The sequence below is a fragment of the Desulfovibrio sp. DV genome, assembly GCF_001936595.1.
In the GTDB taxonomy this organism is placed as follows: Bacteria; Desulfobacterota; Desulfovibrionia; order Desulfovibrionales; family Desulfovibrionaceae; genus Solidesulfovibrio.
Window position 1 is genome coordinate 1 of sequence record NZ_MLBG01000084.1, and the last position, 21965, is coordinate 21965.

A 21965-nucleotide genomic window follows, 5' to 3' on the forward strand; every position below is an offset into this window, starting at 1 on the left:
GCCAGATAGACGGTGTTCTCCTTGAATTCCTCAATGAGCGACTGGCTCGCGCGCAGCGAAAAGGCAATGTCCAGGATGCCGAGGATCTGCTCGCCCGGCTGGTGGAAATGGCAGCCGGCCGGATCGGCGCAACCCGGCTCGTTGGCTATGGGGCCTACAATGCGAAGGATCTGCTCGCCGCCGACCGTCTCCCGGGCGTAGAGCCGCTCGTCGAGCACCGGGGCGACCTGGGGCGGGGTGCTTTGGTGGCAGACCTGACACGGCGCGGCCCCGGTATCCAGACGCCCCGGCGGCACTTCGCCGCGGCTGGTGAACATCACCTGCCCGGCCTTGTTGATGATACGGATTTCCCGGATCTCCGGCAACCGGCCGAGGTTGGCCACAATGGCCCGTATGTCCTCCCGGGAATTGAGCAGCATGGCGTAGTCCAGGCCAAGCCTGGCCGTGGCCAGCACCCGGTCGGCCTCCTTGATGCCGGCGTTTTGGACGAACCGCTCCTCCCGGGCCACCTGGAAGCCGGCCCAGACAAAGATGCAGCCAAAAAGCACCACGGCCAGCGGGATGCCGATTTTGACGCTCAGGTGGCTGCGTATGAAGGTGAGTATGTGCGGCATAGGCGTGGGGAGAAAGAGGCCTCCGGCGGCCGGGGGGAATCATCCCACCCGGACCCCCTGAAAGGGGTTAAAGGGGCTTTACGGCGTCCGGCGCGGGCACGCCCCATTCTCGTCTTGTCTGACGCAAATTTCGCTCACCGCCTCGGCAACGCCCAGGGTCAAACCACCCCTTGCGGGTTTCCAAAGGGCACTGCCCTTTGGCCGCCGGAGGCCTCTTCATTCTTGTCTCCCCCCATCTCCTCCCCTCTCTGCCCTAGGCGCAAACCGCTGCACCGCGCGGCAGGCGGACGGCGATGGCCGTGCCGACGCCGGGTTCGGAGGTGACGGCAATGGTGCCGCCATGCTGGGCCACGATCTGGTTGGCGATAAAAAGCCCAAGTCCGGTGCCGCGCGAGCCCTTGGAGGAGAAAAAGAGCGTGAACATGCGCTCCCGGGTGGACTGGTCCATGCCTGTGCCGTTGTCCGTGACCACGAAGGTCACGGTTTCGGGCATGGCCTCGACGGAGAACACCACTTCGTGCCCGGTTTTGCCTTTGTCCTCGGCGCAGGCGTCCACGGCGTTTTCCAGCAGATTGACCATGGCCGAGGTCAGGGCCGTCTCGTCCATGGCCAGGGTGCCCTCGGCCTCGCCCAGGCGCAGCACGAACTCCACGCCGCGCCCCCGGGCCTTGGGCTCGATGATGCCGGCCAGATCGCGCACAAAGGTTTCGACCGCAACCGGGGCCAGCTCAGGTTCCCGGGATTTGGCGTAATAGAGGATGTCGAGGACCATGTTGCGGATGCGTCCGATCTTGTCGGACACAACACCCCAGCCGTCGCGCACCCGGGGCCAGTCGTCCCGGGCCAGTCCCGTGTCCACCTTGAACATGCCGCCGTCAAGGGAGGTTAAAAGCCCTTTGACGCCGTGGGACATGGAACCCAGCATGAGTCCCAGAGACGACAGGTGATCCTGCAAAGCCCGGATGGGAGTGATGTCGGCGGCGATCTCGATCACCTGTTCGATTTCGCCGGACGCATTGAGAATGGGAGCGGTACGCAGCAGCATGTTTTTTTGCAGGCCGCAGCGCGTGGTGACGACGGTTTCCCCCTCGTGGGAGACCCCGTCATGGAGGGTGTCGAAGACCGGGCAATGGTCGCAGGGATCGTCTCGGTGGGCAAAGAGCCGGTGGCAGGGTTCGGATTCGGCCTCGCCAAAGTCGGACCGCCATTGGCGGTTGGCTTCGGTGACGGTGTTGTCCTGGTCGATGACGGCAATGGCGCAGGGCACGGCGTCGAAAAGCCGCTGGAACTTTTCCCGCACGGCCCGCAGTTCTTCCTGGAGCCGCCCCACTTCGGATACGTCGGCGGCAATCTCGATGACCAGCTCCACCTGGCCATCGGCCCCGAACACCGGGGCGGTATGGACAAGGACCGAGATTTCCCGGCCGTCCTTGTCGATGAAGGTTTCCCGGCCGCGCTGGCCCTGGCCGTGTTCCACGGTCATCCAGACCGGGCAGGCGTTGCCGCTGCCCTGGCGGTCGGCATAGAGCTCCCAGCTCATCTGCCCGACCACGTCGCCCAGGCGTTCGCGGCCCAGGGCGTTTATGGCCACGATTTCCAGGTAGCGGTTGTGGATGATGATGCAGCAGGGCATCTGGTTGAAATAGCTTGGCCCCTGTTCGAAGGAGGCAATAAGGCCCTCGATGGCGCTGGAAACGCCTTCGACCACCTGGCCGACGGCCAGCCGGCGTTCGAGTTCGACCAGGCGGGCGGATTTCTCGCGCACGAGGCGTTCGAGGTTGCGGGTGTGTTCGCCGATCTGGCGGCGCATGGCCACCCGGTCGGCGGCCCGAAACAGCGCGGCGGTCAACAGCTCGTCGCGCACGGGCTTGGTCAGAAAATCCAGGGCCTGGCGTTTGAGGCTCTCAATGGCCAGTTCCATGTCGCCGTGGCCCGAGATCATGATGACCTCGATCTCCGGGTCCAGGGCCTTTATGCGGGAGAGCAGCTCGATGCCGTCCATGCCCGGCATCTTGATGTCGGTGAGCACGATGGACGGGGCAAAACTCCGGCACAGCTCAAGCGCCTCGCGCCCGCTGCCGGCAGAGGCCACTTCATAGCCCAGGTCGGCAATGGAGAGGCTAAGTACCTCGCGGATGGCCTCGTCGTCATCGACCAGCAACACCTTCTCATTCATGGGCGCTCCCGGAAAACGGTCCGGCCAGGACGGCGTGGGGCCGGCCTTGGCAGGGAAAATTACCGCCGGCCGGCGGCGTGGCATCCATGACGGCCGATGGGCGGTCGGCCGACGCAAGTTCCATGGAGTGCCGCGCCGCTGGACCGGCGGGGTCTTGTGCCCGGACGGGCATCGGGGAAGGGCGAAGCCGAGGGTCGATCGGCAGCTTCCCGTGGTCGTCCTCGGGCTTATTCCCCAAGCATTTCCTTGACCAGACGCAGGGTTTTGGTGCGGTCAACAGGCTTGCTGAGGACCGGCACGCTGTTGTTGAGCGCCGGCGGACGCGGCCCGACGCCGCTTATGACGATGACCGGAATCTCGGCCAGTCCCGGCTCCTTGCGCAGCTTGACGTAGAAAAGCGTCCCGCCGCGTCCCGGCATGTCCATGTCCAGGGTGATCAGATCCGGGTTGTGGACCTGGGCCTGTTCCAGGCCGGCCACCCCGTCGTTTGCGGTGTAGGTGACGTACCCTTCGCCGTCGAAGAGATCCTTCAGGTAGCCGACGACTTCGGGATCGTCGTCGATGATGAGTATTTTCTTGGCCATATGGCTTCCTCGTTTCGTGTGGCGTTAACGGGGGGCGGCGTCGCTTAACGTGCCGAGCCCCTTGGCCAGTTCCAGGGCGACGCCGATGCCGCGCTTGAGTTCGGGATCGCCAAGGGCCTTGACCAGACCAAGCGCACCCACGGGCTGGGCCTTGGCCAGATCCAGGCCGGCCGGCAGGTCGGTGAGCTTGTCTAAAAGCTCCAGCATCTTGGGATCGGACATCTTTTTGAGCAGGCCGATGAGGGCCACGAAGCTGTCGCCCATGGCGGCAATGTCCTCGGGACCGTAGTTGGCGGCGACCTTGGCCCGAACGTCCATCATGGCGGCGTAGGTGCGGAACACGCCGCGCTGCTCCAGGTCGCCCAGGCTGCGGATGCCGGTGTGGACCATGGATTTGAGCATGGGCTCCAGGGTGTGCCACAGCTCGATGATGTTCTCGAGCTGGTCCAGGGCGTAGGCCATGTTGCCGATGTTGCGCAGCACGCGCTTTATAAGGACGAAGAGATCTTCCAGCTGGAAGCCGGCTTCGACCGATCCAAGCTCCTTGAGCAGGATCTTGAAGCTCGATTTCATCAGCGGGTTCATGTCATGGAAGAGTTCCTGGCGTTCCAGACGGGACACCCGGGCTTCCTTCAGTTCGGCCTCAATGGCCTCCAGGCGCTCGAGAATGCGTTCCTCGGTGGTCATGTACGGACCTCCTACAGCGCGCAAGCGCCCATGCGCTTTTTACCGGCCATGAACATCTGGGACTCAAGCGGCAGTTCCTTGCCCTTGAGCATCAGGTTGAAATACACCCATTTGAACATCATCTTGCCGCAGTAGTTGAAGAAGGACTCTTCCAGAAGCGACAGCGGCCCGATGCCCGGGAAGGGGAACTTGCCCGGCAGCGGCTCGATCTTGTAGTTGAAGTCGATCAGCACGGCCTTTTCGTAGCCCGAGACAATGAAGCAGTTGGAATGGCCGTCGAAATCCGGCAGCGGATCAAGGCCCTCGATCTCACGCAGGATGTTTTCCACCACGATCTCGGACTCGAAGTGGGCCACCGAGCCGGCCTTGGAGGTCGGGACGTTGGTGGCGTCGCCGATGATGTACATATTCTCGTATTTCTTCGACTTCAGGGTATGGTGATCGGTGTCCATGTAGCCCATGGGGTCGCCGATATCGCTGTCGATGATGACCTGGGAGCCGAAGTTGGGCGGGATGGAGATGAGCAGGTCGTAGTCCAGTTCATCGCCCTTGTGGGACTCGATGGTCTTCTTGTCGGCGTTGACCTGGGCCAACTCGAAGTTGGGCACGATCTTGATGTTCTTGTCTTCGCACATCTTGCCGAGGATCTCGGCGGCGACGGGCTTGGTGAACGCGCCGGTCAGCGGCGTGACCAGCTCGATCTCGATATTGCAGCGGCTGTCCTGGTTCATGAAGAACCAGTCGGCCAAAAAGACGAATTCGAGCGGCGCCACCGGGCACTTGATGGGCATCTCGGCGATGTTGAGCACGAGCTTGCCTTTCTTGAAGTGCTTAAGCTTCTTGGCCAGGGCGATGGAGCCGTCCGGGGTGTAGAAGTTGTGCACGTCCTGGCCCCAACCGTCCATCATGCCGTCGATTTCTTCCGGCACGATGCGGCAGCCCGTGGCCACCACGATCCAATCGTAGGAATGGTCGCCGCCCTTGCAGGAAACAACCTTCTTGACCGGATCAACGTTGGTGATCTCGTCCTGGACAAAGTCCACGCCGGCCGGGATGAAGTCGGTCTGCGGCTTGATGCAGTCGTTGATGCCGTAGATGCCAAAGGGCACAAAGAGCCAACCCGGCTGGTAATGATGCTGCCAGGTCCGGTCGATGATGGTGATCTTCCACTGCCTGGGATCAAGTTTCTTGCGGATCTGGGTGGCCACCATGACGCCACCAGCGCCCGAGCCAAGGATCAACAGCTTTTTCATCTGGGCCTCGCTTTGAGGATTTGTTGGTTACGCAGGGTCGCGGCCGGATCGTGTGGCCGCATTTCCTACTTTCCTACTAAGCAAAGGCCGGTCCAAGTCGTGCCGCTTCTAGCAAAGTGCTAAATTTAAAGGCTATTTCCGAACAATCCAGACCAAGAGGCGGTGTGGCTGCCGTCCGGCCTGGAGCAACAAAACTTGTCACACCCTCGCCCCAGGCAGCTATCCGACTGTTTTCATGGGATTTGTCGGAACCGTTCGGCTGCGTCAGCAATTGTTGACCGTAAAAGTATGTTGTCTGAGAGCAGCCCTGCCGGCGCAGGGCAGTGGTCCTGAAAATGCTTCGTGTCCCGCAGCCCGTCGCGACCGTCTCAAAATATTTTGGGAACCACAGAGAACCATTCATTTTTTATCTCAAAGCGCCCCATGCCATCCGTCTGCTCCGACAGCCGGCCAGGGCAAGCACCGGCTGTCCCGGCCCACAACCAGCCCCGCTCCCTCCAACGCCGAGACCCTTAAAAAAACTTTCCCCTTTGCAGGGGTCCGGGGGGATCATCCCCCCGGCCGCCGGAGGCATCCCCTGCCTTCTGCCTCTGCCTCCGCCTCCGCCTCTCCCTTCTGCCTCCTCCCCCTACTCCTGCATCTGGCCGAGGGTTGGGGCAGCGGTGCGCAGGCGGCGGTTGAGGGCTTGCCGGGTGATGCCCAGGAAGGCGGCGGCCTGGGCCTGGTTGCCGTCGGCCCGGCGCAGGGCCTCGGCGATGAGCAGCTCTTCGGCTTCCTTGAGTGTTGGCATGGGGCTTTTGCCCGGCCGGCGGGGCAGTTCCGGCGAGGAAGTGGTGGGGGGTTGTCCGGCAGCCGGACGGGAAGAAAGCGAGGCCCCAGGCGAGGCCGGGCGTTCGCGGCCCATCCAGTGCTCGAAGGCGGCCAGCGTCAGGTCGCCGCCCCTGGACCGGGCCAGGGCGTCGTGGATCATGGCTTCGAGTTCGCGCAGGTTGCCGGGGAAGGCGTAGGCGGCCAGCCGGTTGAGCAGTCCGGGTGGCGGCGGCGTGGGGCCGCGGCCGAGGTTGGCGGCGGCCCGGGCGATGAAATGGGCCACCAGTTCGGGCAGATCCCCGGCCCGTTCCCGCAGCGGCGGCAGATGGATGTGGTGGGTGCGCAGGCGGTAAAAGAGGTCCAGGCGGAAGCGGGCCGGATCGAGCAGGTCTTCGATGCTGCGGTTGGTGGCCACGATGATGCGGGCCTGGGACCGCTTCACCGTGTCCGAGCCAAGCGGGTAGTATTCCTTTTCCTGGAGCAGGCGCAGGAGCTTTATCTGGGAGGGCTGGCCGAGGTCGCCTATTTCATCAAGAAAGAGGCTGCCGCCGGCGGCTTTCTCCACCATGCCCGGCCGGGCCGCGCCGGCTCCGGTGTAGGCGGCCTTGGCATGGCCGAACAGGGTGTCGGCAAACAACGCGTCATCCAGGCCGGCGGCGTTTATGGCCACAAAGGGACCACCCAGGCCGCTGGCGGCGTGGACGGCCCGGGCAGCCAGCTCCTTGCCAACGCCGGTCTCGCCGGTAATGAGCACCGGCTCCCGGGAGGGGGCCACGGCCGAGATGACTCCGAACACCTCCTGCATCCCGGCCGAGCGGCCGACCATCTGCACACCCTGGCCGCCGGGCCGCACGACGCCGCCGGCCGGCACGGCCGGACCCTGGGCCAGCCCGTTCTCGACCGCCGCCAGAAGCCGCTGGCGGTCCACGGGTTTGACCAGATAGTCGCTGGCCCCACGCTGCATGAGCCGCACGGCCGTCTCCACCGCCCCCTCGCCCGTGACCACGATGACCGGCACGGCCGGATGGCGGGCGCGGATGGCGGCCAGCACCTCCTCGCCGCCAATACCCGGCATACACAGGTCGAGGATGACCAGACGCACGGGATTTTTGTCCAAAAGCCCAAGCACTCCGGCCGGGTCCGGACAGGGGATGGTGGGCGGCATCCCGCCGTAGCGCAGGGTCTTTTCGTAGCTGGCCAGGATATGGACGTCATCGTCCACCAAAAGGATCACGCCGGGGTTGGCCGCGGTATTCATGGAAGTTCGTCCCGGTCCTGGCCGGCCAGGGGCAGACTGACGGCGGCAGTGACCCCGGCCACGGGGTTTGGGACCAGCTCCAGGCGGCCGCCGTGTTCGCGCACGATCTTGTGGGAAATGGACAGGCCAAGTCCGGTGCCGCCCTGGCCGCGCCGGGTGGTGAAAAAGGGCTCGGTGACGCGGCGCAGATCAGCCGGGGCAATGCCGGTGCCGGCGTCGCGCACGCGGATGCACACGGCCGTGCCCCCGGCCGTGATCCCGGTCTCGACCACCAGGGGGGCGTCCTGGTCGGGCAGGGCCAGACAGGCGTTTTCCAGCAGATTGACCAGCACCTGCTCCAGGCGCTGGCGACGACCGAAGACCAGCGGCCCCTCCCGGCAAAGCCGCAGGGAAAAGCGCCGGGTGCTGCGTTTTATGGTCGAGCGCATGAGCCGGGCCGCGGCGCGCACGACATCATTGACGGCAACCGGAGCGAAGTCGGAACCGTCGTCGTGGCTGCCGAATTCCTTGAGTTCGGCAACGATGTCGGCAATGCGCCCCGAGCACTCGGCCACATCGGCCAAAAGCTGCGGCATGTCGGCCAGGGCGTCGGCCAGGGACGGTCCCGGCGGGGAGCCGGCAGACGCCGGCCCGGTTCCGGCCAGTCGGGCCACGGCCCGGGCCACGGGCTGCCACAGGTCCTGGCACAGCCGGGCATTCAGCGCGATGGCCTGGTTGGGGTTGCTCACCTCGTGGGCCACGCCCGAGACCAGGGTGCCAAGCGACACCAGCCGGCTGGCGTGGATGAAGCGGTCTTCGGCTATTTTCTGGTCCGAGATGTCGGCCAAAACGGCCTGGCAATCCTTGAGGTGGCCGGTGCGGTAGAAAAACCCCTGGATGGTCAGGCGCAGATAGCGCGGCCGGTCCTCGGCATAGCCCAGGAGCACATCGACCTCGCCGGCCGGCCGCCCGGGGGTCAGTCCGGCGGCCGCATCGAAAACCACCCGGCCGGCCTCCAGAGGCAAGAGCCCAAGCAGGCTTTTGCCCACGGCCGCCCGCCGCGACAGGCCAAAGGTCCGGCAGAAGGCGGCATTGGCATAGAGCAGGCTCAGGTCCGGCAGAAACCGGCACATCAGGTCCGCCCCCCGCTCCACCAGGGAGCGGTACTGGGTCTGGCGACGCCGCAGGGCGTCGATGGCCGTGCGGGAGCGGGTGACATCCTCCACGACCAACTGGCTGTACGTCTGGTCGTCAGCGAGACGCACGGCCGCACACTGCACCCGCAGATAGACCGGCTCGCCAAAAGAACCGATCATCGGATGTTCCGGGATATGCCAACGCCCGGTCGCCGCCAGCAAGGCAGCCACCCGACTGGGCGAGGCGCCGGGGAAAAGCGTGGCGACCAGGGTCGGGAGGGTCGTTTCCGGCCAGCCATCACCCCAGCCAAGCAGACGACGAAATGAACGGTTGGCAAAACAGACGCGCCCGCTGGCATCGGCCAGCACAAGGGCATGGGGCAGGTGTTCGTAAAACCGGGCCGCCAGGGCGGCCACAGGGGACGGGTCAGGGGCGGGAGCCAGGGACGGGAGCGTCCCGGCCCGAGGGGTCGCACCGCTGGCGCGGCGGGATTCGGGGAGAGAAGGGAGGGATGAACGTACTGCCATAGTGTGCAACCAGAGCGCTCCGCGTCGGTATCACCGACTTTCCAGACGTTTTTACTATGGAATTTTTCCCTAGCTGGCAAGTATGTTTTCATGTGTCCTATCGGCCGGCCTCCCGGCCGCTGTCCAGGCCGAAAAAAAAACCCCGCGAGGGCTGGTCGCGGGGCGTCATAACGGCGGAGTGGCCGGGCGGCAGCCTCAGGGCAGGCAGGCCATGGTACGCTCAAGGAGGTCGAGGACAGCGGGCACAGCGGCCCGGACAGCCGGCTCGTCTCCGTCCCGGGCGGCCTTTTCCAGGGTATGGGCGGCCTGGCGCAGGGGTTCGGCAAAAAGGGTGGCGGCAACACCCTTGAGGGAATGGGCCATGCCGGTGAGCTTCTCAAGATCGCCATCAGCCAGGGCGGCTTCGATGCCGGCCCGGCGGATCGGCGTCTCGGTGGTGAAAACCCCAAAAATCTCGGTCAACAACGCGTCATCGTCATCAAACCGCTGGCGCAGCCGGGGCAGATCGATGAAATCCGGGCAATGCTCGCTCACAAAAGGCCTCCTGACGGGGTGGTGGCAGTCGACGCGGTTTCGCCGGAGACCGGCGTGCCGGCCAGGGCCGGGGGCAGGTGCAGGGTGATGGCGCAACTGCCGCCCGGCTGGCCCACGGCTTCCACGGCCCCGCCGAAATCATCCACCACTTTTTTGACCATGGCCAGTCCCAGGCCGTACTCGCAGTGTTCACCCTTGTAAAAAGGGCTGAACATGTTTTCGAGATTCTCGCTCGTGATGCCGCGCCCGCTGTCCGCCACCCGAACCCGAACCCGGTCGGCGTCGCGGCCGCTGGTGACGGTCACCAGCCCGCCGCCCGGCATGGCGTCCACGGCGTTTCGCAGCAAATTGACCAGACATTGCTTGAGAAGCGCCGGGTCAAATCCGACAGCGGCCACGCCCGGCACCAGGGCCACGGAAATGCCCACCCCCCGGCTCTCGGCTTCGGGCCGCACAGCCTCGACTGCGGACAACACGGCCCGGTTGGCGTCGGCCTCGCCGGTCACCTGCCCCACCGGCCGGGCAAATTCCAGGAACTGCTTGAGCATGGCCTCCATGCGGGTCAGTTCCTCCACCACGATGCCGGCCCGCTCCCGGGCCGCCTCGGGCAGCTCCTCCATGGCGGCCAGACGCCGGGCAAAGCCGGCAGCGGCGAACATGGGGTTTCGCAGTTCGTGGGCCAGATACGAGGACAACCGGCCCATGGTCTCGATGCGTTCGGCCTGGCGGGCGCTCATTTCGCCCACGGTGCGGTCGGTGATGTCGCGGCGAAAGACCACCACATGGCCGACACGGCCGGTCGGGTCGATAATGGGATAGGTGTAGGTGCGGTAGTAGCGCAGCCGGCCTTCGGCCGAGACGGCGGTATGCAGGCGCTCGGCTTTCTTGCCCGTGGCCAGGGCCACCCGGAAGGGGCAGGCCACGTCATCGGGATCGCACAGCGGCGGATCATCCGGCCCGGCCTGGAGGACCCGGCAGGGCTGCCCGACCAGATCATCCTTGGCCTTGCCCAGGCGGCGCAGGATGTTGCGGTTGAGATCCTCCACGATTCCGGCAGCGGACAGCAGGGCGATGTCTTCCTGGACCTCGTCCACAATGGCTTCGAGCAACAGCTTCTGGTGGTCAAGGCGCATGCGGCAATGCGCTCCGACAGACACGGCATTGCTCAAGGCACACAGAAACAGCGAAGCCGTGCGGTCCAGAAGCGAAGCGCCCGGCGGCATGGCTGCGGCCAGTTCCCGGGGGGAGGCCCCGCTGCCCAGCTCCACGACCAGATTGATGTCCGGCGAGGCGGCAAAGAGTTCGGCATACCCGGCATGGACCGGCACCCCGGCCAGAAGCGGGCTGCGCCGGCGCGGATCGTCCGGGGCCAGCCCGACCACGCCGGCCAGACGCATGGGCGGCAGAAATTCGCGAAACTCCTCGCCGGCCACGATCTCCAAAATGGTGTCGAACCCCGGGCCGGTTCCCACCACGCCGACAAGATAGTCCCGGTCGTCCGCGTCGATCACGCAGTACGATTCCGGAAAATCCCCCCTGTGCTGCGTCATGCGGCCGCGTCCTCCCGGGTTAGCCGTTTTCCTGGTCCATGAGGATGGCATAAACCTCTTTGAGGGTCCATCCCGAAAGCCGCGCCGCAGCCCGTCTGGCCGTTTCTTTGGGCCGTTCCCCGGCCGCCGCTTCCTCGGCGGCAACGGCCCGGGCCGTCTCCTCGCTTGACCGGCCCGCCTTGCCCGGCCCGATAACCACCGTCACCTCGCCCAAAAGCTCGAGATCGCGCCCGGCAAAATCAGCCAGCCGGCCCGGCAGAAATTCCTCAAAGGTCTTGGTCAGCTCGCGGCAGATGACGCACTCCCGGTCGCCAAGGGCCTCCAGGGCGGCGGCAAGCGTGACGCCGAGGCGGTTTTTGCGCTCGAAAAAGACCAGGCTGGCCCCGGTGGCCCCGAACCGGGCAAAGGTGCCCCGGGCTTCCGAGGCCGAACGCGGCACAAAGCCCAGAAAGGAGAACGGATAGGGGGCGATGCCGGCCGCCGACAGGGCGGCCAGCACGGCCGAGGGTCCGGGCACCGGGGAGACGCCGTACCCGGCCTCGCGGGCGGCCCGCACCAGCCGGTAGCCGGGATCGGCCAGAAGCGGCGTGCCGGCGTCGGAGACCAGGGCCACGGTGGCCCCTTCGGCCAGGATGGCCAGGACCTGGGGCAGCCGGGCCTCCTCGTTGTGCTCGTGAAAGCTCATAAGCCGCTTGGCCGCGATGCCGAGCGTTTTGAGCAGTTGCCCGGTGCGCCGGGTGTCCTCGGCCAGCACCACGTCGGCCCCGGCCACCACGGCCGCTGCCCGGGGCGAAAAATCCCCGGCATTGCCAAGGGGCGTGGCCACGATAAAAAGCGTTGCATCCCGGGCTTGATCCACGAAAGAAATCCTCCTTTTCCCTCCCCATGGGTACAGTCCCCGGCCGCTCCCGGCAAGGCCCGACCATTGACATGGCCGCGCTTTGGCCTACTTTATTGCCGTTTCGAACCTGACGCCGCACCCTGGTACGCACCTGCAAAGGCTGTGTTTCAGACTGGCCGCGTATGATTTTTCCGACTGCGGCCCCGGGCAGGGCCGTATTTCCGACTGGACCACAACACGAAACGCAAGGACACATCATGCCACAGCAAGTCGTCATCATCGGAGGCGTGGCCCTTGGGCCCAAGGCCGCCTGTCGTTTCAAACGGCTTGAGCCGGAAAGCAACGTCATCATGCTCGACCGCAGTCCACGCATCTCCTACGGCGGCTGCGGCATCCCCTATTACGTTTCCGGCGAAGTCAGCGACATCACCGGCCTGCAGTCGACCGCCTTCCACATGGTGCGCGACCCGGAATTCTTCCGCGATGTCAAGGATGTGGACGCCCGGCCCGAAACCGAGGTGGTGGCCATCGACCGCGCAGCCAAGACCGTGACGGCCCGGCATCTGCCGACCGGCCGGGAAGACGTCATTCCCTACGACAAGCTGGTCCTGGCCATGGGCAGCTCGCCGCGAAAGCTCCCCGTCGCCGGCCTCGACCTGCCGGGCGTGCACACCGTGGACAGCCTGGAGGCGGCCGAATCCATCAAGGCGGCGGTGGCCGCCGGGGGCGTGGGTTCCGTGGCCATCATCGGCTCGGGTTTCATCGGCCTGGAGATGGCGGTCGCCTTTGCCGACATGTGGGGCCTTGAGGTCACGGTCATCGAACTGTTCGACCAGGTCCTGCCCGGCGTCACCGGCCCGGCCCTGTCCACCATGGCCCGCAAGCACATGGAGGAAAAGGGCGTGACCTTCCGGTTGGCCGAGCAACTGACCGGCATCGAGGGTGACGGCAAGGTCGAGCGGGTGGTGACGGACAAGGGCGTTATCGAGGCCGAAATGGTCATCGTTTCCGTCGGCGTCGTGCCCAATTCCGGGCTGGCCAAGGCGGCCGGCATTGCCGTGTCCGAGCGCGGCGGCGTGCTGGTCGACGAATACATGCGCACATCCGACCCGGACATCTATGCCGGCGGCGACTGCGTGGAGGTCAAAAACCTGGTCACCGGCCAGCCCATGTACCTGCCCCTGGGGTCCATGGCCAACCGGCAGGGCCGGGTCATCGGCGACAACCTGCATGGCGGGTCCTCACGCTTTGCCGGCGTGGTCGGCTCGTGGTGCGTGAAGCTCTTCGACCTTGGCGTGGCCGGCACGGGCCTGACCCTGGCCGGAGCCAAACGGGCCGGCTACGACGCCGTGGCCACCCACATCACCGCCATTGACCGGGCCCATTTCTACCCCGAGCACGGCCTGATGTCGCTTGAGCTGGTGGCCGAGCGCGGCACCCGGCGGGTTCTTGGCCTGCAAGGGGTCAGCGTCATGGGCGATGCGCTGATCGGCAAGATCAACACCGTGGCCGCCATGCTGCCCTATGCCCCGACGGTGTCGGACATCTCCAACGTGGAAGTGGCCTACTCCCCGCCCTTTGCCGCGGCCATGGACATCTTAAACACTGTCGGCAACGCGGCGGACAATATCCTCACCGGCCAGAACAAGGGCATTTCAGTGACGGAATTCGCCCAGCTCTGGGACGACGCCGCAAGCGGCATCCACATCATCGACTGCCGGGAAAATCCGCAAGGCGGGCCGCTGGAAGAAAAGCATCCCGGCCGTTGGCACAACATCCCCCAGGGCCAGTTGCGCCACCGCTTGGGCGAAGTGCCCAAGGACAAGCCGGTGGTGCTCATGTGCAATACCGGGGCGCGGTCCTACGAGGCGCTCGTCACCCTGACCGACGCCGGATTCACCCAGGTGGTCAGCGTCGAGGGCGGCATGGCTGCGGTCAAGGCCGCCGGCGTCGACGTCTAGCATGGCGTTTTGCAAATTCGTTAAAACTAATCGGTTTCTCCACAAACGAACAATGCTGTTTTTTTGTGGACGCGACGTCTGACCCGCACGTTTCCCCCCGCCCTGTTCCGGGGACCGGCCCCACGGCCGGTCCCCGTTTTTTGTGCCTTCCCGGCGCGTAGCCGGCCGCAATCCGCCCCGCCCGGCCCCAGGCATCCCTGTCCAACGAAGGCAGTCTCCGGCGCGTTGCGGGCCGTTGGCTGCAATGAGCACTTTACGCCGCCCAATTTCTTCATTATCCCTTTTTTCCCAAGCGGGGATGAACGTAAGGTCGTTACGACATTCACTATATCTGTCGCGACGTGCCCTTCATCCACCGCCCACGTCTGTCGTCCCGCCAACCAGTCGCAGCGCACCGCCATTTCTGTCGGAGGCCCTGGCGCACTGCGGTGCAGACACCAGGCAACACCATCGGCCCGGCCCACCATGCGCCAAAGCCCGGTGTGCCACAGACGACCCACTGTTTGCGCTTCGGGATTTGCCAACGCCACGCCGCGCCCGCCCCTGCCGCGCCTCCTTCGGGAGACGGCCCGCCGCCATCGCCAGGCGGCGCGCCTTCCCCTGTGCCCGGCCGGACTGTCTGGCCGCGGCATCGGCCACCGGCGTGTTCCCGCAGCAAGTCCCTTGTGTTTTGTCACTTTGCAACGAGAGGAAGGAGCTATGAGACGTTTGTCCCTGCTGATCCTGGCGGTTGCCCTGCTGGCGGTTTCCGCCGGCGTCGCCCAGGCCACGACCGAAGTGAAAATGACCGGTGACTCGCGCATCTACGGCGTCTATTTTACCGGCCACAATTTCACCGGCTGGAACGACCCGTCCTGGACGTCCAACACCCCGACCTGGAAGGGAGCCGGCACCAAGACCGAAGACACCTTCGAGATCTGGGAACGCATCCGGGTGCGCACGGACTTCATCGCCAGCGAAAACCTCCGGTTCCGCCTGGCCACCAAGGTGGACAACACCTGGGGCAACGGCACCTACACCGCGGCCAACCCCGAAGTGGCCATCCAGGTCTATCAGGCCTACCTGCAGTTCAACCTCCCCGACACCAAGGTCGAGGTCTCGGCCGGCCTGCAGCCCGTGGCCCTGCCCCAGAGCAAGCTTTTTAACGACAGCATCGTATTTACCGACTGGGCAGCGGCGCTGGTGGTCAAAAGCAACCTCATCCCCGACACCCTGGACGTCCAGGCCGGATTTGGCCGCCTGATCGACACCAACCGGACCTACGACCCCACCACCACCCAGGTCGCCGACGAGCTCGACCTGTACTTCCTGACCCTGCCCATAACCGTCAACGGCCTCAAGGCCACCCCCTGGGCCGCCCTGGCCGTGGCCGGAAGAGACGCCGGCTATTTCACGAGCTTCGCCTCTTCCTTTGGCGAAGCCACCTATGCCGAGGATCTGCTCTCGGCCGGCACGCTCCTTTCCCCGACCAAGTGGAAAAACGCCCAGAACGCCTATTTCTGGGCCGGCAGCGCCATGGAAGTCACCGCCCTTGACCCGGTCAAGTTCTATGGTGATGTGATCTACGGCCAGGGAGCCACCGACGACCGCAACAAGAGCCGCCGCGCCGGCTGGTTTATCGACCTTGGCGCGGAATACACCGGCTGGGACATGCTCACCCCCCAGGTCTACGGCTGGTGGTCCACCGGCGAAGACAGCTCCACCAGAAACGGTTCCGAGCGCATGCCCCACACCCGGCCCAACTGGGGTCCGGGCGGCTCGTTCCTGTTTGACGACAGCCAGGTCTTTGCCCGCAACTCCAACATGGGCATCGACCCGGTCGGGGCCATGGGCGTTGGCGCGGCCCTGGTCAACATGAACTTCATCCAGAAGTTCGAACACCGCCTGGGCTTCACCTACCTGCACGGCAACAACTCGCCCCGGGCCATCCGCGACGTAAACGCCGCCCTGGGTTCCAACCCGTACTTCCAGATGGGCCGCGACCTGACCTGGAACGAGTCTGTCCTTGGGGCAAACTTCGACACCAAGTACGCCATCTACGAAAACCTCGACGCCCGGGTCGAAACCGGCTGGGCCCACGGCAACTTCCAGAAAAGCGTCTGGGGCAGCCGTCTGGTCAACAAGGCCGAAAGCGGCGACACCTGGAAGGTGTCCTTCGGCCTGACCTACCGCTTCTAAGCCCGACGCCCCAGCGTCCATACCGCCAACGGCCGGTTCCCCAAGGAGCCGGCCGTTGGTGTTTTGAGACCCACCGCCGGCGGCCTGCCCAGTTCAAAACGCTCCATCCCCCCTCCAGGCCGGGCCGGCTCCTGGTCCCTGCCAATCGCCCAAAGAGACGTCCCCGGCAGCGTTTCGGGGTTGTCATGATCACGATTTCAAGATACGACTTCTTTTCGTGCCACGTATTTAATTTTCATACTCATTGAATGCCTTTTTACTCAAATATGTGACGAACCACATCCCAATCGCCCGGGCCCGGCCGGAAGATCCGCAGCGGAGTGGTTGCGACGCCCTGGCCTGAGCCGGGGCAACCCTTCAAACCGTGGGAGGTTGCCGATGAGCCGTGTCGAGATGGAAAAAATCTTCTATGAAACCGCCGTGCCGTCCCCAGGTTCCAACCTGGACAACACGCTCCTCGTCCAGGTCGACGAGTCCAAGTGCATCGGCTGCGACACCTGCATGGGCTACTGTCCGACCGGGGCCATCTCCGGCGAGACCGGCGAACCCCACAAGGTCATCGACGACGCCGCCTGCATCAACTGCGGCCAGTGCCTGACCCACTGCCCCACCTCGGCCATCTATGAAACCGTCTCCTTCGTTCCGGAGATTATGGCCAAGCTCAAAGACAAGAACGTCAAGGTCATTGCCATGCCCGCCCCGGCCGTGCGCTACGCCCTGGGCGACGCCTTCGGATTGCCCCTTGGCGCGGTGACCACCGAACACATGCTCACCGCCCTGACCAAACTCGGCTGCAGCAACGTCTGGGACAACGAGTTCACCGCCGATGTCACCATCTGGGAAGAGGGGTCGGAGCTGTTGGCCCGCATCACCAAAAAGCAGGACAAGCCCCTGCCCCAGTTCACGTCCTGCTGTCCCGGCTGGCAGAAGTACGCTGAGACGTTTTACCCCGAACTGCTGCCGCACTTCTCCAGTTGCAAATCCCCCATCGGCATGATGGGTCCCCTGGCCAAGACCTACGGCGCCAAGGAACTCGGCTACGATCCCAAATCCGTCTACACCGTGTCCATCATGCCCTGCACGGCCAAGAAGTTCGAGGGGATGCGGCCGGAAATGAGCGCCAGCGGCTTCCGCGACATCGACGCCACCATCAACACCCGCGAACTGGCCTATCTGCTCAAGCAGTCCGGCATCGACCTGGCCAAGCTGGCCGACGGCAAGCGCGACGCGCTCATGGGCGAATCCACCGGCGGCGCCACCATCTTCGGCGTCTCCGGCGGCGTCATGGAGGCGGCCCTGCGCTTTGCCTACCAGGCGCTGACCAAAAAAGCCCCGGAAAGCTGGGATTTCAAGGCCGTGCGCGGTCTTGGCGGCATCAAGGAAGCAACCGTCACCATCGCCGGCACCGAGGTCAAGGTGGCCGTGGTCAACGGCGGCAAGAACTTTGCCACGGTCTGCGAGCAGGTCAAGGCCGGCAAGTCGCCTTACCACTTCATCGAGTTCATGGCCTGCCCCGGCGGCTGCGTCATGGGCGGCGGCCAGCCCATCATGCCCACCGTGCTCCAGTCCATGGACCACCGCACCAGCAAGTTCTACGCCTCGCTTAAAAAGCGTCTGGCCCTTTGCAACGACCAGAAGGCCTAAGGAGAACGCCATGACCATCCTCACCCAGACCCGTCGCGGCTTTTTAAAGGCCGCCTGCATCATGACCGGCGGCGCGCTGGTCAGCCTGCGCCTGACCGGCCGGGCCGTGGCTGCGGCCAAGCAGCTCAAGGAATACATGCTGGAACGCATCGACAGCGTGTACGGCGCAGACTCCAAATTCAAGGTCCGGGCCTCCCAGGACAACGCGCAAGTCATTACGCTGTACAAGAAGTTCCTCAAGGAACCGCTCTCCCACGAGTCCGAGCATCTGCTCCACACCACCTGGACGGACCGCTCCGGCAAACTGGCGGCGCTGAAGGCCAAGGGCCTGTACCCCAACCCCCGGGCCAAGGAATTCGACGCCGCCCCCTACCCTTACCTGTAACCCCCGCCCATCCCGGCGTCGGCGGACCTGCGGCAAGGGTGCCAAACCTGCCCCCAGGGTCCGTCGGCCCCCACCTAACCGAAATTTCATGAAATCTGTGTGCCGCTTCGGTTGCAACCGCCCGCGCCAGTGACTAGACGGGTACGGTCCGCCTCATGGCGGGCCATCGACCTGCAACCAGGAGCACCCCCCATGCCCGCATCCAGGCGGCAATTTCTCGTTGGCCTGTGGGCTTTGACCAAGCCCTACTGGAAAAGCGAAGAACGCGTGAAATCCGGCCTGCTCCTCGCCGTCATCATCGGCATGAGCCTTGGCATCGTCTATCTCAACGTGCTTTTCAACGAATGGAACAACCTCTTTTACAACTCGCTCCAGGAAAAAAACGTCGACGAGTTCTTCCGGCTCTTCGGCCGCTTTGCCATCCTGGCCGCCATGTTCATCATCGTCGCCGTCTACCAGATCTACCTGCGCCAGATGCTGCAGATCCGCTGGCGCCGCTGGCTCACCGACCGCTACGCCAAGACCTGGCTGGCCGAGCACAACTACTACCGGCTGCGCTTTGAAAAAGACGGCACCGACAACCCGGACCAGCGCATCAGCGAAGACATCGGCGGCTTTGTCGAACAGACCCTCTCCCTGACCCTGGGCCTGCTCGAATCCGTGGTCACCCTGGTCTCCTTTTCCGTCATCCTCTGGAACCTGTCCGGCGACATCCACATTTTGGACATCCAGATACCCGGCTCCATGCTCTGGGCCGCCGTGCTCTACGCCGGCTTCGGGTCGTTTTTCACCCACCTGATCGGCCGCCCGCTCATTCGCCTCAACTTCATGCAGCAGCGCTACGAAGCCGATTTCCGTTACCAGCTCGTGCGCGTGCGCGAAAACGCCGAACCCATTGCCCTCTACGGCGGCGAGGCCCAGGAGGCCCGGGGCCTGGGGAGCCGGTTCTCCCACGTTGTGTCCAACTGGTGGGCCATCATGCGCCAGCAAAAACGGCTCACCTGGTTTTCCGCCGGCTATTCCCAGGCGGCCGTCGTTTTCCCCTTCCTGGTGGCCGCGCCGCGCTATTTCTCCGGGGCCATCCAGCTTGGCGGCCTCATGCAGACCGCCTCGGCCTTCGGCCATGTCCAGTCGTCGCTGTCCTGGTTCATCGACGCCTACACCCGGCTGGCCCAGTGGCGGGCAACCGTCGATCGTCTGACCGGGTTCGCCGCCGCCCTGGCCGATCTCGAAGCCAGGAAAGACGAAGGCTTCACCCGCGCCGACGCCCCGGCCGGCCAGGGCCTGACCCTCTCCGAGGCCAGCCTGACCCTGCCGGACGGCCGCCGCCTGCTCGCCGACGCCGCGCTGACCGTGGCCCCGGGCGAGCGTGTCATGGTGGCCGGTCCGGCCGGCTGCGGCAAATCCACGCTCTTTCGGGCCCTGGGCGGGCTGTGGCCCTTTGCCGCCGGCCGGCTGGCCATGCCGGACGGACGCTCGCTCTTTCTGCCCCAGCGGCCCTATCTGCCCATCGCCACCCTGGCCGCAGCCGTCGCCTATCCCGACGCCCCGGAAACATACGGAAACGAGCGCATCGCCCAGGCCCTGGCCGACTGCGGCCTGCCCCACCTGACCAGCCTGCTTGACGAGGAACGCCACTGGACCCAGGAACTCTCGGCCGGCGAACAGCAGCGTCTGGCCTTTGCCCGGGCCATTCTGCTGGCCCCGGACTGGCTCTTTTGCGACGAGGCCACCTCGGCCCTGGACGAGGCCTCGCAAATGGAACTCTACGCCCTGCTGACCGCCCGGCTGCCCGACGCCGCCATCGTCAGCATCGCCCACCGCCCGTCCCTGGCCGTCTTCCACCACCGCATCGTGCGCTTCGTCCCGACCAAAGACGCGGCCAGGGCCGATTTCCAACTGGAGGCTGCCCCGGCTGCCGAACCCACGGCCGTACCCGCATGAACGCCCTGCACAATCTCGACCTCTTTGCCCAGGCCACACTGTCCATCGTCCTCGAGGCCATCCCCTTCCTGCTGCTTGGCTCGGTGGCCTCGGGGCTGGTCGAAGCCTTTGTCCCCAAAGACCGCCTGGAGCGCTTGCTCCCCAAGGGCCGGCTGGCCTCGACCCTGGTCGGCCTTGGCATCGGCGCTTTGACCCCGTGCTGCGAATGCGGCGTGGTCTATCTGGCCCGGCGGCTCATCGGCAAAGGCGTGCCGCCCGGGGCTGCCGTGGCCTTCATGCTGGCCGCACCGGTCATCAACCCGGTCTCCATCCTGGCCACGCTGGTCGCCTTCCGGGGTGATCCGACCATGGCCCTGTGGCGTTGCGCCCTGGTCATCGTCGCCGGACTGGCGGTCGGCTACTGGGCCGGCGGCAAAAAAGCCGCGACCCTGCTTTTGCCGGTGCTGTCGCCGCCCCCGGCCTGCGGCTGCGGCCACGACCACGGCCCGGACCACGTCCATGCCGCCGCGCCGACCGTCCCGGGTTCGCCCTTCGGGTCCCTGGCCGACGCCGTGCCGCTGGCCGCCGTGCTCCCCGGTCCCGGCGAAAAGATCGCCTCGGCCATGCACCATGCCATGGCCGATTTCCTGGATATGGCCAAAGTGCTCATCCTGGGCTCCATGGTGGCTGCGGCCTTCAAGGCCTACGTGCCCGTCACCGTGGTCATGGCCATGGAAAACGATCTGGCCCTGGCCATTCCGGGCATGATGGGCTTGGCCGTCGTCTTGTCCCTGTGCTCCCAGGCCGACGCCTTTGTGGCCGCCTCGTTTTCCACCTTCCCCCAGGCCGCCAAGCTGGCCTTTTTGGCCCTTGGCCCCATGCTCGACCTCAAACTCATGCTCATGTGGCGACAGGTCTTCACCCCGCGCCTCGTCGGCGTGCTGACCGTCGTCCCGGCCGCCATCGTCCTTGTCGCCTGCAGCATCCTCGGCGTCATGACCGGAGCCGCACCATGAAAAACACCCTGCGCCGCCTCGCCAGCCGCACCGACGGCCTAGCCATGCTGGCCCTGGCCGGCTTCATGGGCTGGCTGGCCCTGGCCGGCAATTACTGGATGTACTTAAATCCCAAATTCAAACCCGTGACCCTGGCTGCCGCCATCGTCCTGGCCGTGCTTGGCGCTTACGCCGCCGCCCGGCCCGTCACCCGGCCAAAGCTTGGCCGCAGCCTGTGCTATCTGCTGCTCCTGGCCATGGCCGGGCTGACCGAAGGCGGCTTCCAGACCCTGTCCGCCAACATCGACAGCGACCCCTTCAACGTCCCCGCCCCCCTGCCAGCCCCGGAAAGAGCGCCCACCCCGGCCCGCCTGGCCATGAACGGCCAGGACTATATTCCCATCAATACCGGCGAACTCTACGACATCGCCGCCAAAGGCCCCTCCCCGGCCTTCACCCGGCCCTATGCCGTGCGCGGCTTCGTCCACCGCAGCCCCGAGCTTGATGCCGCCGGCCAGTTCGTCCTCTACCGGCTGGCCGTGTGGTGCTGCTTTGCCGATGGCACGGCTGTCGGCTTTCGGGTCAGACTCCCCCAGGGGACGCCGCCGCCCGCCGACAAAGGCTGGGTCGTCGCCTACGGCCGACTGGCCGAAATACCCGAAGCCGACCGCAAGGACGTCATCCTGCCCGGCATGAGCTTTTCGTCCGTGGCCCCGACGGCCCTGCTGGCGGCTGATGCGCTGGAAGCGAAAGAGTTGGTGCCCGAGGAGGCGTACATGTTCCAATGGCGTCAGGAAGAGCCGTACGCGTTTTGAGGGATGTGGGGTTGTAACAGGGAAGAGGGGGAAAATCGAAGAGAATCGGGGCGTTGCCCCGAGCCCCACCGGGGGGATGATCCCCCCGGACCCCTCGATAGGGGGCGGGGAATT

At 65.3% G+C, this 21965-nt stretch carries 17 protein-coding genes and 1 pseudogene; 7 read left to right on the forward strand and 11 right to left on the reverse strand.

Annotation, left to right across the window (positions count from 1 at the left end):
• The 11 genes and pseudogenes from DVDV_RS16090 to rsmI all read right to left on the reverse strand — a co-directional run.
• Nucleotides 1–614: pseudogene (locus DVDV_RS16090) on the reverse strand (PAS domain-containing sensor histidine kinase); the annotation flags it as partial.
• Between the two features lie 253 nt (nt 615–867).
• Nucleotides 868–2790 carry a response regulator gene (locus DVDV_RS16095; protein ID WP_075355650.1) on the reverse strand — a complete coding sequence of 641 codons (1923 nt, stop codon included), beginning with the start codon at nt 2788–2790 and terminating at the stop codon, nt 868–870.
• Nucleotides 2783–2914 (reverse strand): hypothetical protein, encoded by a 132-nt coding sequence (locus DVDV_RS23800; protein WP_303046333.1) that lies wholly within the window; start codon nt 2912–2914, stop codon nt 2783–2785. Before DVDV_RS23800 ends, DVDV_RS16095 begins: the two co-directional genes overlap by 8 nt.
• A 103-nt stretch (nt 2915–3017) precedes the next feature.
• Complete coding sequence (locus DVDV_RS16100) at nt 3018–3374, reverse strand: two-component system response regulator (RefSeq protein ID WP_075355651.1); 357 nt, start codon at nt 3372–3374, stop codon at nt 3018–3020.
• Between the two features lie 24 nt (nt 3375–3398).
• A complete protein-coding gene (locus tag DVDV_RS16105) occupies nt 3399–4061 on the reverse strand; it encodes a DUF1641 domain-containing protein (protein ID WP_075355652.1) in 663 nt (220 codons plus the stop codon).
• Nucleotides 4062–4072: 11 nt separating this feature from the next.
• Nucleotides 4073–5314 (reverse strand): NAD(P)/FAD-dependent oxidoreductase, encoded by a 1242-nt coding sequence (locus DVDV_RS16110; RefSeq protein WP_075355653.1) that lies wholly within the window; start codon nt 5312–5314, stop codon nt 4073–4075.
• A gap of 628 nt (nt 5315–5942) precedes the next feature.
• Nucleotides 5943–7382, reverse strand: a complete 1440-nt coding sequence (locus DVDV_RS16115) for a sigma-54 dependent transcriptional regulator (RefSeq protein WP_075355654.1) — start codon at nt 7380–7382, stop codon at nt 5943–5945.
• The gene (locus DVDV_RS16120) at nt 7379–9025 is read right to left on the reverse strand and encodes an ATP-binding protein (RefSeq protein ID WP_083634799.1); all 1647 of its coding nucleotides are present in this window, start codon (nt 9023–9025) and stop codon (nt 7379–7381) included. The genes DVDV_RS16115 and DVDV_RS16120 overlap by 4 nt, the downstream gene beginning before the upstream one ends.
• Before the next feature lie 195 nt (nt 9026–9220).
• Nucleotides 9221–9559 (reverse strand): Hpt domain-containing protein, encoded by a 339-nt coding sequence (locus DVDV_RS16125; protein ID WP_075355656.1) that lies wholly within the window; start codon nt 9557–9559, stop codon nt 9221–9223.
• Complete coding sequence (locus tag DVDV_RS16130) at nt 9556–11109, reverse strand: PAS domain-containing sensor histidine kinase (RefSeq protein ID WP_075355657.1); 1554 nt, start codon at nt 11107–11109, stop codon at nt 9556–9558. Before DVDV_RS16130 ends, DVDV_RS16125 begins: the two co-directional genes overlap by 4 nt.
• A gap of 19 nt (nt 11110–11128) precedes the next feature.
• Nucleotides 11129–11968 carry a 16S rRNA (cytidine(1402)-2'-O)-methyltransferase gene (rsmI, locus tag DVDV_RS16135; protein ID WP_075355658.1) on the reverse strand — a complete coding sequence of 280 codons (840 nt, stop codon included), beginning with the start codon at nt 11966–11968 and terminating at the stop codon, nt 11129–11131.
• A gap of 239 nt (nt 11969–12207) precedes the next feature.
• Between rsmI and DVDV_RS16140 the strand changes: the two genes are divergently transcribed.
• The 7 genes from DVDV_RS16140 (at nt 12208) to DVDV_RS16170 (ending at nt 21851) form a co-directional block, all read left to right on the forward strand.
• The gene (locus tag DVDV_RS16140; protein ID WP_075355659.1) at nt 12208–13911 is read left to right on the forward strand and encodes an FAD-dependent oxidoreductase; all 1704 of its coding nucleotides are present in this window, start codon (nt 12208–12210) and stop codon (nt 13909–13911) included.
• Nucleotides 13912–14610: 699 nt separating this feature from the next.
• Entirely contained in the window at nt 14611–16089 is a 1479-nt protein-coding gene (locus tag DVDV_RS16145) for an outer membrane homotrimeric porin (protein ID WP_075355660.1), read from the forward strand.
• A 378-nt stretch (nt 16090–16467) separates the two neighbouring features.
• Nucleotides 16468–17733, forward strand: coding sequence for a [FeFe] hydrogenase, group A (locus DVDV_RS16150; protein WP_075355661.1), 1266 nt, complete (start codon nt 16468–16470; stop codon nt 17731–17733).
• Between the two features lie 10 nt (nt 17734–17743).
• On the forward strand, nt 17744–18118 hold the full coding sequence (locus tag DVDV_RS16155) for an iron hydrogenase small subunit (protein WP_075355662.1): 375 nt from the start codon (nt 17744–17746) through the stop codon (nt 18116–18118).
• A gap of 192 nt (nt 18119–18310) precedes the next feature.
• Complete coding sequence (locus DVDV_RS16160) at nt 18311–20062, forward strand: ABC transporter ATP-binding protein/permease (protein WP_075355663.1); 1752 nt, start codon at nt 18311–18313, stop codon at nt 20060–20062.
• The gene (locus DVDV_RS16165) at nt 20059–21057 is read left to right on the forward strand and encodes a permease (RefSeq protein ID WP_075355664.1); all 999 of its coding nucleotides are present in this window, start codon (nt 20059–20061) and stop codon (nt 21055–21057) included. Before DVDV_RS16160 ends, DVDV_RS16165 begins: the two co-directional genes overlap by 4 nt.
• Nucleotides 21054–21851, forward strand: a complete 798-nt coding sequence (locus DVDV_RS16170) for a TIGR03943 family protein (RefSeq protein WP_075355665.1) — start codon at nt 21054–21056, stop codon at nt 21849–21851. Before DVDV_RS16165 ends, DVDV_RS16170 begins: the two co-directional genes overlap by 4 nt.
• Nucleotides 21852–21965: the final 114 nt, after the last annotated feature.